At 73.3% G+C, this 17110-nt stretch carries 14 protein-coding genes; 8 read left to right on the forward strand and 6 right to left on the reverse strand.

Annotated elements, in window-relative coordinates:
- Positions 1-8: 8 nt before the first annotated feature.
- Complete coding sequence (locus BM242_RS09715; RefSeq protein WP_093838342.1) at positions 9-656, reverse strand: TetR/AcrR family transcriptional regulator; 648 nt, start codon at positions 654-656, stop codon at positions 9-11.
- 77 nt (positions 657-733) lie between these two features.
- Here BM242_RS09715 and BM242_RS09720 point away from each other — a divergent pair, with 77 nt between their 5' ends.
- Both BM242_RS09720 and BM242_RS09725 read left to right on the forward strand, forming a co-directional pair.
- A complete protein-coding gene (locus BM242_RS09720; protein ID WP_093838343.1) occupies positions 734-1213 on the forward strand; it encodes an SCP2 sterol-binding domain-containing protein in 480 nt (159 codons plus the stop codon).
- 58 nt (positions 1214-1271) lie between these two features.
- Complete coding sequence (locus BM242_RS09725; RefSeq protein WP_093838344.1) at positions 1272-2486, forward strand: acyl-CoA dehydrogenase family protein; 1215 nt, start codon at positions 1272-1274, stop codon at positions 2484-2486.
- Between the two features lie 129 nt (positions 2487-2615).
- Here the strand turns inward: BM242_RS09725 and BM242_RS09730 are convergent, their stop codons facing one another.
- Positions 2616-3077, reverse strand: a complete 462-nt coding sequence (locus BM242_RS09730) for a peptidoglycan-binding domain-containing protein (RefSeq protein WP_093838345.1) — start codon at positions 3075-3077, stop codon at positions 2616-2618.
- Positions 3078-3485: 408 nt separating this feature from the next.
- Here BM242_RS09730 and BM242_RS09735 point away from each other — a divergent pair, with 408 nt between their 5' ends.
- The 4 genes from BM242_RS09735 (at position 3486) to BM242_RS09750 (ending at position 7333) form a co-directional block, all read left to right on the forward strand.
- Entirely contained in the window at positions 3486-4745 is a 1260-nt protein-coding gene (locus tag BM242_RS09735; protein ID WP_245833948.1) for a helix-turn-helix domain-containing protein, read from the forward strand.
- 132 nt (positions 4746-4877) lie between these two features.
- Complete coding sequence (locus BM242_RS09740) at positions 4878-5468, forward strand: hypothetical protein (protein WP_093838346.1); 591 nt, start codon at positions 4878-4880, stop codon at positions 5466-5468.
- A gap of 189 nt (positions 5469-5657) precedes the next feature.
- On the forward strand, positions 5658-6182 hold the full coding sequence (locus BM242_RS09745) for a DUF4365 domain-containing protein (protein ID WP_175541335.1): 525 nt from the start codon (positions 5658-5660) through the stop codon (positions 6180-6182).
- Positions 6179-7333, forward strand: a complete 1155-nt coding sequence (locus BM242_RS09750) for a hypothetical protein (protein WP_093838348.1) — start codon at positions 6179-6181, stop codon at positions 7331-7333. The genes BM242_RS09745 and BM242_RS09750 overlap by 4 nt, the downstream gene beginning before the upstream one ends.
- Before the next feature lie 16 nt (positions 7334-7349).
- Here the strand turns inward: BM242_RS09750 and BM242_RS09755 are convergent, their stop codons facing one another.
- Entirely contained in the window at positions 7350-8801 is a 1452-nt protein-coding gene (locus BM242_RS09755) for a condensation domain-containing protein (RefSeq protein WP_175541336.1), read from the reverse strand.
- 249 nt (positions 8802-9050) lie between these two features.
- Complete coding sequence (locus BM242_RS09760) at positions 9051-9269, reverse strand: DUF2277 domain-containing protein (RefSeq protein WP_093838349.1); 219 nt, start codon at positions 9267-9269, stop codon at positions 9051-9053.
- Positions 9270-9325: 56 nt separating this feature from the next.
- Between BM242_RS09760 and BM242_RS09765 the strand changes: the two genes are divergently transcribed.
- Positions 9326-10108 (forward strand): YqjF family protein, encoded by a 783-nt coding sequence (locus BM242_RS09765; RefSeq protein ID WP_093838350.1) that lies wholly within the window; start codon positions 9326-9328, stop codon positions 10106-10108.
- Between the two features lie 28 nt (positions 10109-10136).
- On the opposite strand, the gene BM242_RS09770 is transcribed toward BM242_RS09765, so the two are convergent.
- Positions 10137-11660 carry an ATP-dependent DNA ligase gene (locus BM242_RS09770; protein ID WP_093838351.1) on the reverse strand — a complete coding sequence of 508 codons (1524 nt, stop codon included), beginning with the start codon at positions 11658-11660 and terminating at the stop codon, positions 10137-10139.
- Positions 11661-11842: 182 nt separating this feature from the next.
- Complete coding sequence (locus tag BM242_RS09775; RefSeq protein WP_093838352.1) at positions 11843-15298, reverse strand: AfsR/SARP family transcriptional regulator; 3456 nt, start codon at positions 15296-15298, stop codon at positions 11843-11845.
- 151 nt (positions 15299-15449) lie between these two features.
- On the opposite strand from BM242_RS09775, the gene BM242_RS09780 reads away from it, so the two are divergent.
- The gene (locus tag BM242_RS09780; protein WP_093838353.1) at positions 15450-17030 is read left to right on the forward strand and encodes an MFS transporter; all 1581 of its coding nucleotides are present in this window, start codon (positions 15450-15452) and stop codon (positions 17028-17030) included.
- The last annotated feature ends 80 nt before the right edge of the window (positions 17031-17110 follow it).

Genomic DNA, 17110 nt, shown 5'->3' on the forward strand with positions numbered 1-17110 from the left:
CCCAGCGGTCACGGCCCTGCCGGGGGTGCCCAGGTTTCGCCGTCCAGGACCTGGCGCATGCCCACCCAGACTATGTTCATCAGGCGCAGGGCCACCCGGTCGGCGTCCTCCTCCGGGTGGCGTTCCATCCAGTCGGTGAGCGAATCCGCCGCGCCCACCAGCACATGGCCCACGAAGCCGGCGTCCTTGCCGCCCAGCCGGCTGTCCTCGCGCTCCGCGATCCCGGCCCGGACCAGGGCGACGACCTCGTCCGTCACCGAGCGCCGGGCCTGTACCACCTCGGCGGCGATCACATCGCCCAGTTCGGACGCCTGCCGGTAGAGCACCACCCAGCTGTCCCGGTGCTCGGTGACAAAGGCGAAGAAGGCCCGCAGCCCGGCCCACAGCCGGGTCTCCGGGCTGTCTCCGCCGGCCTCGGCCGCCTCCCGGAAGGCGGACCGCAGCCGCTCGCTCTCCCGCCGGATGCAGGCGATGAACAGCCCTTCCTTGGAGCCGAGGTAGAGGTACACCATGGGCTTGGAGATGCCGGCCAGCTCGGAGATCTCGTCCACCACGGCGGCGTGGTAGCCGCGTTTGGAGAAGACCTGTACGGCCGCGTCGATGATCTGCTGCTCGCGGACCCTGCGCGGCAGCCGCTGCCGCTGTTTCGCCGTCACCCTTGCCAGCTTACCTACCCGGTCGTAATCTTACTCTCAGGTAAGCCTACTCGCGAGTAAGAACGGACGGATTGCCGATGGCCGACAACGCCGACGCCGACGCCGACCTGCTCTCCCGGCTGGACGGCATGGACTTCGCCGCCGTCGCCCCCGAGGAGTTCGCCCGGCTGGTCAAGGGCCTGTCCACAAAGGACATCGCCGAGGTCATGACCGGCGAGCGGCGCCTGAGGGTGCTGCGCGCGGTGTTCTCCCGGATGGAACGGCAGTTCCGCCCCGACCGGGCCGGCTCCCTCCGGGCGCTGATCCGCTGGCAGGTCGGCGGCGACACCGAGGCGGTCTACGAGGTGTCCATCGCGGACGGCGGCTGCGCGGCGCGCGAGGGCCGTACCGAGGCCGACGCCCGGACCACCCTCACCCTGGGCGACGCCGAGTTCCTGCGGCTGGTCTCCGGCAACGCCAACCCCATCACCCTGTTCATGACCCGCAGGCTCAAGGTGGCCGGGGACATCGGGCTCGCCTCCGGCCTCACCCGCCTGTTCGACATCCCCAAGGCGTGAGGCCCCGCCCGCCGCTCTGCCGTTTCCGCCCCACCATGCCACCGAAGGAGCAACGACCGTGACCGGCTTCTGTCTGGATCTGACCGAGGAACAGCGCGATCTGCGGGACTGGGTGCACGGCTTCGCCGCCGAAGTGGTCCGCCCCGCCGCCGCCGAATGGGACGAGCGCGAGGAGACCCCCTGGCCCGTCATCCAGGAAGCCGCCAAGATCGGCCTCTACAGCTTCGAGACCCTGGCCGAGCTGTTCGGCGACCCGGCCGGGCTCTCCCTCCAGATCGCCAACGAGGAACTGTTCTGGGGAGACGCCGGAATCGGCATGGCCATCTTCGGCACCACCCTGGCGGTGGCGGGGATCTTCTCCGCCGGGACCCCGGACCAGCTCGTCGAATGGGTGCCGCAGTGCTTCGGCGACCCCGACAGCCCCAAGGTCGCGGCGTTCTGCGTCTCCGAACCCCAGGCCGGCTCGGACGTCTCCGCCATGCGCACCCGCGCCCGCTACGACGAGGCCGCCGACGAATGGGTGCTCAACGGCCAGAAGGCATGGATCACCAACGGCGGCATCGCCGACGTCCATGTGGTCGTCGCCTCCGTCGATCCGGAGCTGGGCGCGCGCGGGCAGGCCGCCTTCGTGGTCCCGCCCGGCACACCCGGCCTGGCGGGCAACAAGAAGATCAAGAAGCTGGGCCTGCGCGCCTCGCACACCGCCGACGTCTTCCTGGACGACGTCCGGGTGCCCGGCTCCTGCCTGCTCGGCGGCAAGGAGAAGCTGGACGAGCGGCTGGCCCGCGCCCGCGAGGGCGGCCGGGCGGGCGGCCAGGCCGCCATGGCGACCTTCGAGGCCAGCCGCCCCACCGTGGGCGCCCAGGCCCTGGGCATCGCCCGCGCCGCCTACGAATACGCCCTGGACTACGCCAAGGACCGGGTGGCCTTCGGCCGCCCGATCATCGAGAACCAGTCCATCGCCTTCACCCTGGCCGATCTGCGCACCGAGATCGACGCCGTCCGGCTGCTGATCTGGCGGGCCGCCTGGATGGCCCGCAACGAGAAGCCGTTCACCGCCGGCGAGGGCTCCATGTCGAAGCTGCGCGCCGGCGAACTCGCGGTGACCGCCACCGAGAAGGCCGTACAGATCCTCGGCGGCGCCGGCTACAGCCGCGAACACCCGGTGGAGCGCTGGTACCGGGACAGCAAGATCTACACCATCTTCGAGGGCACCAGCGAGATCCAGCGCCTGGTCATCGCCCGCGCCCTGTCCGGCCACCACATCCGCTGACCGCCTCCCCGGTCCGCCGCCGGGGAATCGGCGACGGACCGGAGGAGTGCCGCGGCGCCTTTCCCCGCCGCCCGGGAGAGTCCCGGTCACGGCACGGGCCGGGCGCCGCCGGTGTCGCTCCGCGCGGGGTCAGGTCTTCGTCCAGCAGCGGCCCAGGGTGTTCTGGTACTCCATGTAGTAGGCGGTGTTGGGGCCGTAGACGCCGTCGACGGCGAGTCCCGCGTCCTGCACGGAGTTGTGGAAGCGCTGCACGTTCTTGACGGCCTCGGCGGTCTGCGGGCCGTACTTGCCGTCGATCGCGATCTCCTGGCCGTAACAGGCGTGCAGGGACCGCTGGAGATACCACACGGCGTAGTACTGGTCGCCCACATAGCCGTCGCCGATGGCGAGCACACACCGCCAGTTCATGTCGTTCGGGGTGCGGGTCGGCATCACGTCGTACTCGTTGTAGCCGTTGCCCAGCACATGGACGGAGGAGGTGCCGTGGCAGTGCGGGGTGGCGGCCCCGGCCGGGCCCGCCAGGGTGACGACCAGCCCGGCCGCCAGTCCCACGGTGGCCAGCAGGGCGGATAACCGGTTCCGCATGCTCATGGGGAATCCCTTCGGTGGGGGTTCCGCCGCGGCATCCGCCGCGGCGGCGGAGCGCGGTCCCGCAGGGCAGGGCGGAGCCGGGAAGACGACGGCCGAGCCCGCCCCGCACGAGCCCGCCCGGCCAGGCTCCCGGGCCCCGGCACCCCCCGCAATCCCCGGCGCCGAACTCGCCCGGCAACCGCCCGGCAATCGCCCGGCAACCGCCCGGCAATCGCCCGGATGGCCGGAACGCCCCGGTTCCTCCGCAGGAACGCCATCCCCTCCGCCACCGGGCCATGCGCCGGGCCGGCGGGGCGCAGAGCGCGCCAGCACAACAGCCCCGCCTCCCAAGCGAAGGCGGGGCTGTTCGCTGTCCCGGAGCTCTACCGGGGAGTACCGTCCTGAGTGTCACCAGAGAACGGCTACTCAATGGAGATCAGCATGCCACAGAGTCCTGCGGAGGCATCACGTCCGCCTGCCCGCACGTTCGGTGAACGCGTCGAACGCGCCCGCACGCGAGCGGGCCTGACCCGCGCGGTGGTCGGCGGCCTGGTCAACCGGTCGGCAGAATGGGTCAAGGCAGTCGAGAAGGGCCGCATCGGTATGCCGCGGCTGCCGCTGCTGCTGCGCCTGGCCGATGTCCTGGGAGTCGACGACCTTGCCGAGCTGACAGGGGACGAGCGGCTGTCGAAGACCACCTACGCCAAGCAGGCGCACCCCGCGCTGTCGGCCGTCAAGGCCGCGCTGACCGACTACCACTTCGGATCTGCGGACGAAGAACCGGAGTCCACCTCCGAGCTCCGTGCCCGGGTGGCCGAAGCCTGGCGGATGTGGCACGCCGACGGAGATCACCGCACTCGGGTGGCCACCGTGCTGCCCGACCTCCTGGCCGATCTCCAATACGCCGCACGGCATTACGAGGGCAATGACCGCCGGCGGGTGCTGGTCGCTCTCGCCGAGACCTACCACATCGCCCAGCTCTACCTCTCCTTCCAGCCGGCATCCGAGTTGATCACCCTCTCGGGAGACCGGTCGATGACCGCGGCCCAGGCTGCAGACGATCCGTACGCCATTGCGGGCGCCGCCTGGTACATGAACCACGTCTTCCGAGATGCCGGTGAGCGACACGAAGCTCGGGTGGATCTGGCCATGCGGGCATCGGACCTGCTCCGCCGCGACCGGGGCGCAGAAGACCTCGCACGCTGGGGTCTGCTGCAACTCGCGGCTGCCCTGTCCTACGCCAAGGTGGGGAAGCGGGGTGATGCCGAGAGGTTCTGGAACCGGGCGGACCGTGCAGCGAAGCAACTCGGCGACGCCTACAGCCACCCGTACCTGATCTTCGGCCGCGGCATGGTCGATGCCTACGCGATCACGATGGAGTCCGATCTGGTCAGCGGGGGCAGTGCCGTTGAGGCGGCCGGCAACGTCGACCTGTCGCGGGCAGCGATGCCCAGTGCCACCCGGCGGGCCTTTCACCTGGCGGAGTCGGCCCGCGCATACAGCATGGAGCGGGAGCCGCTCGCCGTGGTGCATCTGCTGAAGCAGGCGTACACGGAGTCTGCGGAAACTCTCACCTACAACCTCTTCGCTCGCTCCGCCGTCGCCGAGCTGAGTGCGTCCTCAAACCGCCTGGTACGCGGGGAAGCCGAGTACCTGCGGCAGAAGATGCACCTGCCGGCGACGGCATAGGCAGGATCCCTACCCGCCCACGAGGGTAGGAGCTTTACCCCTGATCGAGGGGGTAGCGCTCCTACCCTTTGCTTGCGACCAACGGCCTTACGTTCTGTCAGTAGTTGACTACTGACACCGGAGGTGTGGGGCGTGCAACAGGAGCCGCAGACATCGGACACCCAGGCGACTCCGCCCGCGGTGCTGCGCCGGATGTGTGCGCACTGCCGGCAGTGGACCGGCGAGCCGGTCGTCGTCGGCGGGGTGGAGCGGAACTCCGGGCCGGGCTGGCCCGTCTACGCCTGTCCGGAGCATGCGCACCGTTACCGCGGCAAGGGGGAGCTCTGGGCGGCGTTGCTGGATCACGCGCTGGGCTGCGCGAGTTGCAGGATCGACGGGGCGGACTGTGCGGTGGCCGGGGCGCTGCGGCGGGCGCATGCCGCGGCGGCCAGGGCCCGGGAGTCCGGTGCCGCGCCGTTGCCTCCGGCCGCACCGCCGCTGCCGGAGGGCGTCGATCCCCGGCGGATGAGCCTGGTGCAGCTCAGCGGCCTGGTGTGCGCGCTGTGCCGGCAGGGGCTGTGGGAGGACCGGCTGCTGGGCGTGTGGAACGAGCCGCTGCTGGGCGGCCGGGTGAGCGAGCTGCGGGCGTGCGCCGACATCGGGGCCTGCATGGAACGGTGCGCGGAACGCGGACTCCCGTGGCCGGGCGCCGCCGCCCCGTCCCACCCGGCCACGGACCAATGAGCCACCGCCCCCGGCCGGGAGCGGCACCGGCCGTCACCCTCCGGCTCCGCGTCGTCTCCGACGGTCAAGCGGTGGAACTGCACACCTTCCGCCACCCGTTGGAGTGACGCACCTGGTGTGTCCGCCTGAGGTAGGTCACGATAATGGCCCAGGACGTGAGGCGGCGGGCCGCTGGGAGAGGGCAGACGGGTGGGGCTGAACAGCGAAGTATGGCAGGGGCACTTCGCCGAAGGGCTCGTCTGGGCGCTCTCCTGCGCGGCTGGGCTCAATCCGGGGAAGCGGAGTCTGGATGTCGACGGTGTAGACATCCAGATCGGCTTTCCCGGCAAGTCGCGAACGATGCGCTATCCGATGATCGAAGCGCAGGTGAAGTCCTGCTGCAATCCTGCATTTGTCGGCAATTCTCTCTCCTATGTCATCCCCGTGAAGAACTACAACGACTTGGTCGGGAGGGTAGGTGTTGAATTGCCGACAAGGCGGTATCTGTTCTTTGTGCACACCCCCTCGTCGAAGGCCGATTACGTGGTGTCGAGCGAGTCGTCAAGTAACTTTCACCACGCCATCTATTGGGTCGATTTGATGTGCCGCGAACCAGTCGACCCGGAACGTCAGGCGAGTAAGTCGGTTCATATTCCCAGAGAAAATCTACTCACGGTCGACAGCCTGACATCGCTGGTCAAGGGCGAGGCTCCGAAGGATGTGGTTGGCGGATGATGACCGACCTCAGAGGGTTCCACTTCGCTCAGGCCAGTGACCCGCAGCGAATCTCCCTTTACCTGATGTCTCGTGGATGGGTGCCGCGCGAGGAACAGGGCGGCACCTTGTGGATCTCTCATGACGAGTCCTACGAGGTCCTTGTGCCCGGCAATCGAGGGATGCGGGGATACGAGTCTCACATCCGCAACTTGTTCAAGACTCTCTCCGCAGCGGAGGGGCGTAGTGAGAGCCAGATTTCCCTCGAAGTCTCCATTGCCGACGCCGATGTCCAGTACGTGTGCACGGCGCCGGAAGCGGATCCCGGGACGACGCCCATCGAAGAGGGTGTGCAGGCATTCGAAAGTCTGCGTCAATGGGTTCTGTCCGGTGCCGTGGCGGAGAGTGCGGGGCAGGTCCGGCTTGTCCAGCCTGCTCGTAAGCCCACCAGGGCGCTCGAATTCATGCGGAACGTGCGCCTGGGGCCAACCTTTGAGGGAAGCTATATTCTTACAGTCTACATTCCCATCCCTCCGAAGATCGGGCAGACTGAACTGAGCCTGGATCATCCACAGATCAATGTGCTCCGCCAGCCGTTCGAGCGCCGCGTGTCACTCAAACTCATGGCGGCGACCAGAGGTGCTATCGACGCTGCTGATGAGGTTATCCAGCGGAGGGAAGGAATTGAAGCCTTTACTCGACGCGCCGGGGAGGGGGTCAATGCCAACCTTTGTGAAGCCCTTTCCGGATTCGCCTCAAGGGGAGGCGGAGAGTCCCGCATCGATTTCTCCTGGGCGTTGTCGCGTCCGGTGGAGCGAACCGACCCAATCAGGCTGAACCGTGATCATATGGTGATCCTCCGGCAGGCGGCGCAGGAGATGAGAGCCGCGGAGCCGGAGGACGACGTGACCGTTGTCGGGGCTGTTGTCAGGCTTCACAGGGAGGGAGCGTCCGGGCCGGGCGAGGTCAGCATCGCGGGGATCATCGAGGACGGAACGAACGAACGGCTGCGACGTGTCTGGCTCGAACTGGCCGAAGAGGCTTACTCCCGGGCAACTCGCGCCCACCAGGACGGGGCGACCGTCTCCGTGGCAGGCAGCCTGGTGCGGCGGGGCAACAGGTACTACCTCCAGAACCCTTCGGGCTTCGCCGTCCTTCCGGACCCGCCATGAGGCACTGGGCGCGGGGTCATCGGTGGCAGGTGGTGCCGGCTTCGCGGGGGGCGGGGAGCGGACGGGGGGCGGTGGTGGCCGGGCCGCGGGCGGCCACGGTGAGGATGAAGGCGCGGAGCTGTTCGACGAAGAGGCGCATGTTGCGGCGGGCGGGGCCGGTGTCCGGATGGCGGCTGGCGAACTGGAGGCCCTCGTGCAGCCTGGTCACCCAGGCGCACACCTGGTCGCCGTAGGAGACCCGGATCAGCCCGTACGCCTTGAGGTCCTGCCAGCGCTCGGAGCCGGGGGTGGACCGGGCGTCCACATAGGACACGATGGAGTACAGGTCCGGTGAGGTGGGGCGGAAGTCCGCGCCCAGCAGTTTGAGCACCCGGGCGATGGGGGTCCGGGACAGCGGGCGGTTCTCGCGGAGCGCGGCCCGGACCATGCGCAGGGCGCTGTCGAAGTCCCGCGCCCGGGCCACCGGGATTTCCAGCGGCGCGCCGCCGACGTACCAGCCCACCGAATCGGACCAGCGGGACTGCGCCCGGGTGTGGAAGGGCACCACCGTGCGGTACACCTGCTGGCCGCCGAGCTCCCGCACGATCAGGCCGGTGGCCGCGAGAATGCCGACCAGGCTGCCGCCGTACGGGCGGCAGTACGCCTCGAACGCCGCCGCCTCCGCGTCCCCCACCAGCATTTCCTGCATCAGACGCTGGGCGGGCAGCGGGCCGGCCGGGTCGAGGCCGAGATCGACGGGGAAGTTCGGCAGCCTGCCGTCGCACCGGCCGATGAACTCCCGCCAGCGGGCCACGACCGTGTGCGTGTCGTCGATCCGGTCGGCGTCGGCCCGCTCGGTGGCGCAGAAGTCGACATAGCTGGTCACCGGCGCCGGGTCCATGGCCCGGCCCGCGCGGCCCGCCGCATACAGCTCATGGATGTCGGCGGCGATGCGCTGGATCGAGTAGGCGTCGACATTGGTGTGGTCGAAGGCCATGTAGACGCTGGTGCCGTCCTCCCTCACCACCGCGGTGTAGACGAAGTTGGGCCAGGTGAGCGCGTCCGCGCCGGTGTCGAAGCGTTCCTCCAGATACCGGGCCAGCTTGGCCGCCTCCGGGAACTCCCCGATCTCCGCCCGGTGCAGCACCACCGCGCCCGGCTCCAGCGTGAACCGGCGCAGCCCGCCGCCGCTCCACTGGAATCCGCTGCGCAGCGTCTCGTGGCGGAGCGTCCAGGTGTGCAGCGCGGCCTCCAGGACCTCCAGATCGACCGGCCCCGGCATGTCGAAGGCGGTGCCGAGCCAGGTCGGCACCGACAGGCCGTCCTGCCGCACGGTTCTCGCCGTGCGGATGTGGGACTCCTGTACATACGCGGGCGGCCGGGCGTCCTCCGGCAGGCCGGCCGCGGCCTCCACGGCCGCCGGATGCAGGGTCCACTCCACGAGACGTCCGGGCCGGATCTCGCAGCGGTGGATGTCGGTCAGTCGCACGGGCCTCTCCGTTCGCCTCGCCACCGGGCCCTGCCGCTTCGGCGGGGCTCGGTGACTCAAACGGACCAACGACCGGACCACTGCCGGGAAACGGCCCGCCCGCATCCCCTCCCCCAGCCGCCACGGAGATGCCCTTCCGGCCGCCTTGCACCCCTGTAATCACATGGTTGGGATACGTCGGGTACATGACAAATTACTCGCGTGTAACTCACGCTGCGGGTGGGGCCGGCGGGGCGGCCGGCCGGCGGATCAGGCCCGGCCGGCGCCGCGCACCTGGAGGTGTTCCAGCAGGTGGGCGGTGGCCTCGGTGACGGCTTCCACGGCTTCCTCGAAGACGGCGCGGTTGTGCGCGGCCGGGGCGCGGAAGCCGGAGACCTTGCGGACGTACTGGAGCGCGGCGGCGCGGATGTCCTCTTCGGTGACCTCGGGCGTCATCGGGGCCCGGAGCGTCTTGATGCTGCGGCACATGTTCCCCAGTGTGCACCGGGGCACCGACAGCCGGGCGGCCGTGCGAGGGTGGAGCGGTGTCCACCACAGAACACGGCCGGCCGGAGCCGGTGAGCGCGGAGCCGCCCGGCCCCCTCGGTCGCCCCCTGCTCACCCAGCAATGGCTCGACCTGGCCTTTCTGCACTGGGAAGTCGATCCGGCCGAGGTGGCTCCGCTGCTGCCGCCCGGCACCGTCCCGGACACCTTCGAGGGCGCCGCCCATGTCGGGCTGGTGCCCTTCCGGATGCACCGGGTGGGCTGGTTCGGGCTGCCCGGCCTGCCGTATCTGGGCTCCTTCCCGGAGACCAACGTCCGGCTGTACGCGGTGGACGGCCAGGGGCGGCGCGGGGTGGTGTTCCGGTCGCTCGACGCCTCGCGGCTGATCCCGGTGGCGGTGGCGCGGGCGCTGTTCCGGCTGCCGTATGTGTGGTCGCGGATGACGGTGGTCCGCAGCGGCGACACCCTCAGCTACACCAGCACCCGGCGGTGGCCCGGGCCGCGCGGGACGGCCAGCCGGATCACCGTGCGCCCGGGGGAGCGGATCGCGGAACCCACCGCGCTGGAGCACTTCCTCACCGCCCGCTGGGGCATGCACGGCACCTTCTTCGGCGGCCGGACCTCCCACTCCTACCTGCCCAATGTCCATCCGCGCTGGCCGCTGCACCGCGCCGAGCTGGTCGAGTGCGAGGAGGAGCTGATCGGAGCGGCGGGCCTGCCGGGGGTGTCCGGGCCGCCGATGAGCGTGCTGTACTCGCCGGGTGTGCCGGTGCGGTTCGGCCGTCCGGCCCGGCGCCGGCCCGGCCCGACTCCCACCCCCTGAACCGGGACGCCCGGCCGGCCCGCGGTGCTCAGCGCAGCAGCGCGCGGACCCGCTCCACGGTGTCGGCCTCGGCGGCGGGCTTGTCCTCGCGGTAGCGGACCACCCGGGCGAACCGCAGTGTGATCCCCTCCGGATAGCGGGGCGAACGCTGCACGCCGTCGAAGGCGATCTCCACCACCAGCTCCGGGCGGACCCGCACCAGCCACCCGTCGTCGTCCACCGCCAGCTCACCGAGCCGGCGGGTCTGCCAGGCCAGCAGCTCGTCCGACAGGCCCTTGAAGGTCTTGCCCAGCATGGCGAACGAGCCGTCCGGCCGCCGGGCGCCCAGATGCAGATTGGACAGCAGCCCGGTACGCCGGCCGCTGCCCCGCTCCACCGCCAGCACCACCAGGTCCAGGGTGTGCACCGGCTTGACCTTCAGCCAGGAGGCGCCGCGCCGCCCCGCCGTGTAGGGGGAGTCCAGGGCCTTGAGAATGACGCCCTCGTGGCCGCGGGCCAGAACATCGTCCGCGAAGGCCCGGGCCGCCCGCCGGCCGGCCGGGCCGGACGGATCGGACACCGGCAGGCGGCGGACCCGGCGCGGCTCCGGCGCCACCCGCGCCAGGCGCGCGTGCCGCTCCCCGGCCGGGACGTCCAGCAGGTCCTGCCCGTCCACCCAGAGCAGATCGAAGAAGACGGGATGGACGGGCAGCACGCCCCCGGCGCTCGCCACCCGGGAGGAGAGCTCCTGGAACGGGCGGGGCCGGCCGGTCGCCTCGTCCAGGGAGATCACCTCGCCGTCCAGCACCGCCGAACCGGCGTCCAGCTCCCGCGCCGCCCGGCACACCTCGGGCAGCCGCGCGGTGATCTCCTCCAGGGTGCGGGTGAAGATCCGGACCTCCCGGCCCGCGCGATGGACCTGCACCCGGATGCCGTCCAGCTTCTCCTCGACGGCGCACGGCCGGCCGAGCCGGTCCAGGGCCTGATCCACGTCCGCGGCGGTCTGCGCCAGCATCGGCTGCACCGGCCGGCCCACCTCCAGCCGGAACCGGGCCAGCGCGGCCGGGCCCTCGGCCAGCAGCGCACCCGCCACGGCACCGAGCGAGCCGCCCAGCATCACGGCGCGCCGCACCTCGGCCGGCCCGGCCCCGGCCGCCGCCGCCAGGCCCTCCACGGCAAGCGCGTCCAGCGCGCCCTGGCGCAGTTCGCCGGTCAGCAGCCGGACCAGGAACCGCTGCTCCTCCTCGGTCGCCGCGGACATCAGGCCGTCCAGCAGGGCGCGGCGGGCGGCGGTGGCGCCGCGGCCGGAGACCGCCGCGATCCGGCCCAGCGCCGCGTCGGTGTCCCGCACGGTGAGGGACGGCGCGGCGGCGGGCGGCGGCAGCTCGCGCAGCGAGCTCCGGCCGATACCGGTGCGCCGCTGCGGCAGCCGCCCGGCCAGATAGGTGCTGACCAGCGGGGCGTCGGCGGGCCCGGCCAGGGCGAACAGCCGGGCCAGCGCGGCGGTCTTGGCCGAGCGCGCCGCCGTTTCGGCCACCTCCCGGGAGGTGGCGGCGAGCTCCGCGAGCAGCATGCGTCCCATGGTGGCGCGCGGCCGGTGGCCGCGCAGCCCGGCGGCGGACGGGACGGCTGCCGGGGCCGGGCGCCAGGGGCCAGGGGCCAGGGGCCAGAGGAGAGGACCAGAGGGCCAGGCGGCCGGAGGGCCAGGGGCCAGGGAGGGCCGCGGCGTCCGCGGCTCCGCGGCCTGCCCGGCCGCTACGCCCGGTGGGCCCCCTGCCGGGCCGGTCCGGCCGGCGGTCCGGCCGGCGGGCGGGGCCCGGGGGAGCCGCCGGGCAGGCCGGGCAGGGCGGCCGTCGGCAGCAGACGGCCCGCCCGCAGCGCCGCGGCGAAGCGCTCCGCGCCGAGCGCGGCACCCACCCGCGCGCTGATCCGCTCCACATCGGCGCGCTCACCGGGCGGCAGCGGCGCGCCCGCCGCCTCGCGGCGAGCGGCAGCCGCGCCCAACAGCCGGGCCGCCGTCTCCGGCCGCCCGGCCAGCGCATGTGCGCCCGCCAGACCTTCGCAGGCCAGCGCCACCGCCCGCGGATCCCGGGTGAGAACCGCCGCCTCAAGCCCCTCCCGGTGCCGGCGCAGCGCCTCCGCCGCCTCGCCGCGCAGCTCCGCGACAAAGCCCAGCTCGGCCATGATCAGCGCCAGGCCCGCCCACGCCGACAGCCGGCGGTCCGGTTCCGCCCACCGCAGCAGCAGCGGTTCCGCGCCGTCGAGGTCGCCCCGCCGCCGGAGACTGAGCGCCAGCCCGATCTCCGCGTACTGCTCCGACCCGGCGAGCGCGTCCTCCCGGGCGAGATCCCGGCCGCGGGTGTGCAGCCGCTCCGCCTCGGCGTGCTCGCCGCGCAGCATGGCCAGCCGGCCCAGGTGGGACAGCTCCTCGGAGAGCTGCGCCCGCAGGCCCAGCTCCTCGGCGATGGTCACGCAGCGGCGGGCCAGCCGTTCCGCCTCCGTGTAGTCGCCCAGGATCTCCGCCACGCCGCTGAGCGTGGAGCTGGCCTGGAGCACGCCCCAGCCGTCGCCGAGCTCGGTGAACAGCGCCAGCGCCTCCCGGGCCATGGCCTCGGCGGGCCGCAGCTCGGACCGGAACAGATGGTTCGTCGCCTGGGTGGTCAGCGCGGCGGCGGTGCCCCAGGCGTCCCCCGCCTGACGGAACTCGGCCAGTGCGGTATGTACCCGTTCCTCGGGCTCCCGTCCGCCGCCCAGGCCCCACTGGGCGAAGCCCAGCAGCCAGTGCGCCCAGGCGGTGCCCCGGCCGCGCCGCGCCGGCCGCCGCGCGGTGAACGCCGCCAGCGCGGTGGCGGCCTCCGCCGCCGCGGTCTCCCGGTCGGCGATCAGCAGGGAGAACGCCGCCTGCCAGACCGCGGCCTCGGCCGCCTCCCGGGCCGTGCCGCCGCCGTCCGTGCCCGCTGTGCCCGCCGTGCCCGCTGTGCCGGCCGTGCCCGCCGCGGCCTCCAGGGCCAGAGCGAGCCAGCGGCGGCCTTCGCGCAGCCGGCCGCGCAGATACCAGTACCAGGCGCAGTCACCGGCCAGCGCCAGGGCCTCCCGCGCGGCTCCGTCGGCGACCGCCTCCCGCAGGGCGCGCCGCAGATTGGCCGTTTCCCGGTCCAGCGCCCGCAGCGTGTCGCACTGGCGGTGGCCGTGCAGCTCGGGGGCGGCGGCGCGGGCCACGGTGAGGAAGTGGCCGCGATGGCGTGCCCGTACCCGGGCCGGCTCGGCCGGATCCGCCGTCTCCCGCAGCCGTTCGGCGCAGTACGCGGCGACGGACTCCAGCAGCCGGTACCGGGTGCCCCCGGGGGTGCGCACGGCCTGCACCAGGGAGCGGTCCACCAGGCGCGCCAGCAACCCCGCGACCTGCCCCCGGGACACCCCGTCCCCGGAGCACACCGCCTCGGCGGCGGCCAGACCGCCGCCGTCGGCGAGCACCGACAGCCGCCGAAGTACGGCGCGTTCGGTCCCGTCGCACAGCTCCCAGCTCCAGTCGATCATGGCGCGCAGGGTCTGCTGCCGGGCGGGCCCGCCGCGCCGGGGCAGGTCGAGCAGGCCGAAACGGTCGTCCAGGCGGGCGGCCAGCTCGCGCGGGCCGAGCGCCCGCACCCGGGTGGCGGCCAGTTCCAGGGCGAGCGGCAGGCCGTCCAGCCGGCGGCAGACGGTGGCCACCGCCTCCCGGTCGGCGGCCGGGTCCGGGCCGGCCGGGTCCGGGTCCCGGTCCGGGGCCGGGGCGCCGGCCGCGACCGCCCGGCGGGTGAACAGCTCGACGGCGTCGGCGAGTTCCAGCGGCGGGACCGGCCAGACCGTCTCACCCTCGATGCCCAGCGGCTCCTGGCTGGTGGCCAGGACCGTGAGGCCGGGCAGCGCGCGCAGCCAGTCCGCCACCCGCGGTGCCACGGCCTCCACCACATGCTCGCAGTTGTCCAGGACCAGCAGCAGGCGCCGGCCCCTCAGCGCCTGGAGGAGCCGGCCGGGCACGGCGCCGCGCGGCATGGTGGGCGGCCGGAGCCCGGGCTCCTCGCGCAGCCCGAGCGCGGCGGCCACCAGTTCCTCCACCTCCGGGGCGCAGGCGGCGCCCGCCCGGGCGCCGGGGCCGTCCCGGTCCAGGCCGGCCAGTTCCACCAGCCAGGCGCCGTCCGGCGGGGGCGGCTCGGTCCGCGCCGCCGTCTCCAGCGCCAGCCGGGTCTTTCCCACCCCGCCGGGGCCGGTCAGGGTCACCAGCCTGCGGTCCCGGAGCAGGGCGGTCAGCTCCCGGACGGCGGCCTCCCGGCCGATCAGGTCGCTCAGCGGCGCGGGCAGGTTGCCGCGCGGCGCACCGTCCGCGGAGCCCCGGCCGGTGGCCGGTTCGGTCGCCGGTTCGATGGCCGGCCGGGCTTTCGCGCCAAGGCCGGGCGGCCGGGATGCGGCGGAATCCCGGCCGGCGGCCAGCGCCGGATCCTGACGCAGCATCGCGGTGTGCAGCGCGGCCAGTTCCGGGCCCGGATCGGCGCCCAGCTCCTCGGCGAGCCGGCGGCGCAGCTCCGCGTAACCGTGCAGGGCCTCCGCCTGCCGGCCCGAGAGATACAGCGCGCGCAGATGAACGGCGCGCAGCCGTTCGCGCAGCGGGTGCCCGGCCACCGTCTCGCGCAGCTCGTCCGCCAGCGCCCGGTGCTCCCCAAGCTCCAGCCGGGCCTCGGCCCGCTCCTCCAGGGCGGTGAGCCGCTGCTCCTCCAGCCGGGCCGCCGCCGCGCGGGCGAACGGCTCCCCGGAGAAATCGGCGAAGGCGGGACCGCGCCACAGCTCCAGGGCCCGGCCGAGCAGGGCGGACCGCCGGGCCGGCTCCGGCTCGCGGCGGCCCCGGGCCAGCAGGGCGGTGAAGTCGGCCGCGTCCACGTGCGCCTCGTCGACGCCGAGCCGGTACCCGGCCGGGCCGTGCGTCAGCAGCCGGCGGGCGCCCGGCTCACCGCTCTCCAGCGCGCGACGGAGCTGCGACACCTTGGTCTGGAGAGTGGCGGGGGCCTTGGCGGGCGGACGCGGACCCCACAGCTCCTCGATCAGCCGGGCGGCCGGCACCGGCCCGCCCTCCGCCGCGAGCAGCACCGCCAGCAGGGTCCGGACCTTGGTCTCGGGGACCCGGACCGGACGTCCGTCCGGGGAGCGGACCGCCAGGGGGCCGAGCACGCCGAACCGCATGGGCCCCACGGTAACCGGCCGCCGCGGGCGGGGCCGCAGGTTTTTCGTGCGCGGACCGCAGGCCCCGGCGCGCACAGTGGTGCACCGCGCCAACCTCACTTCTCACTTCTCACTTCTCACTCACTTCAGGAAAGGGACCGCGGAGTCCGTGATGAAGACCGACACCCCGACCACGGCGGGACGCCGGGAGTGGACCGGCCTGGCCGTCCTCGCGCTGCCGACCGTGCTGCTGGCCCTCGACCTCAGCGTGCTGCATCTGGCGGCCCCGCGGCTGAGCGCCGATCTGCGTGCCACCAGCACCGAACTGCTGTGGATTCTCGACATCTACGGCTTCATGATCGCCGGTTTCCTGATCACCATGGGAACCCTGGGCGACCGGATCGGCCGCCGCAGACTGCTGCTCATCGGCGCGGTCGGGTTCGCCGCCGCCTCGGTGGCCGCCGCCTGGGCGCAGAGCCCGCTGATGCTGATCGCCACCCGGGCGCTGCTGGGCATCGCCGGAGCCACCCTGATGCCCTCCACCCTGGCCCTGATCGGCAACATGTTCCGCGACGCCCGGCAGCGCGGGATCGCCATCGGGGTCTGGATGACCGCCTTTCTCTCCGGGACGGCCCTGGGACCGGTGGCCGGCGGGCTGCTGCTGGAGCGGTACTGGTGGGGATCGGCCTTCCTGATGGGCGTGCCGGTGATGGTGCTGCTGCTGATCACCGGGCCGCTGCTGCTTCCCGAGTACCGCGATCCGGGCGCCGGCCGGCTCGACCCGGCCAGCGTGGCGCTGTCCCTGGTCGCCATGATCGCGTCGGTCTACGGACTGAAGGAGCTCGCCGAACAGGGCCTCGCGGGCGGCGCCATGGCGGCGCTGGTGACGGGCGCGGCAGCCGGAGTGCTGTTCGTCCGGCGGCAGCGCTACCTGGCCGCTCCCCTGCTGGACCTGCGGCTGTTCCGCAGCCGGGCCTTCACGGCCGCACTGGTGCTGATCCTGCTGGCGGTGATCACCTCGGGCGGGATGATGCTGTTCCTGATGCAGTACCTCCAGCTCGTACAGGGGCGTTCCGCCCTGGGGACGGGGCTGCTGATGCTGCCCGCCACGGTGTCGATGGTCGCCGGATCGCTGCTGGCCCCGGCGGTGGCCCGGCGGCTGGGACCCGGCGCGGTGGTGGCCGCGGGCCTGGTGGTGACCGCGGCCGGATATCTGCTGGCCGTGTTCCTGCAGAGCCCGGGCGGGCCGCTGCCCGCGGTGGCCGCGCTGGCGCTGAGCTGGGCCGGGCTCTCGCCCGCGCTGGTGCTGGGCACCGATCTGGTGCTGGGCGCCGCGCCGGTGGAGAAGGCGGGCTCGGCCTCCTCGATGTCGGAGACCGCGAGCGAACTCGGGCTCGGTCTGGGCGTGGCGCTGCTGGGCACGCTGGGCACCGCCGTCTACCGGGCGCGGATGGCCGGTGCGGAGCTGCCCGCGGACACGCCGGAGGAGGCCGTGGCCCGGGCCCGCGACTCGCTGCCGGGCGCGCTGGAGACGGCGCGGACGCTGGACGACGCGGCCGGCGCCGGCCTGGCGGCCACCGCGCGGGCGGCGTTCACCTCGGGCCTGCATGTGGCGGCCGGGGCGAGCGCGGCGGTGGCGGCGCTGCTGGCCCTGGTGGCGGTCCGTGTGCTGCGCGGGGTGCGACCGCCTCGGGAGCCGTCCGCCGCGGACGGGCCGGACGTCACCGCCGCGGCGGCCTCGGGCGGCAACTGAGCGGCCGTCACCGGCGCCCCCGGCCGGCCGGGCGGGGGCCCGGTGCACCCGCCCGGCGGGACGTCGCCGGGGGATGAGGC

The organism is Streptomyces aidingensis, from assembly GCF_900112355.1.
GTDB classification, from domain to species: Bacteria; Actinomycetota; Actinomycetes; order Streptomycetales; family Streptomycetaceae; genus Streptomyces; species Streptomyces aidingensis.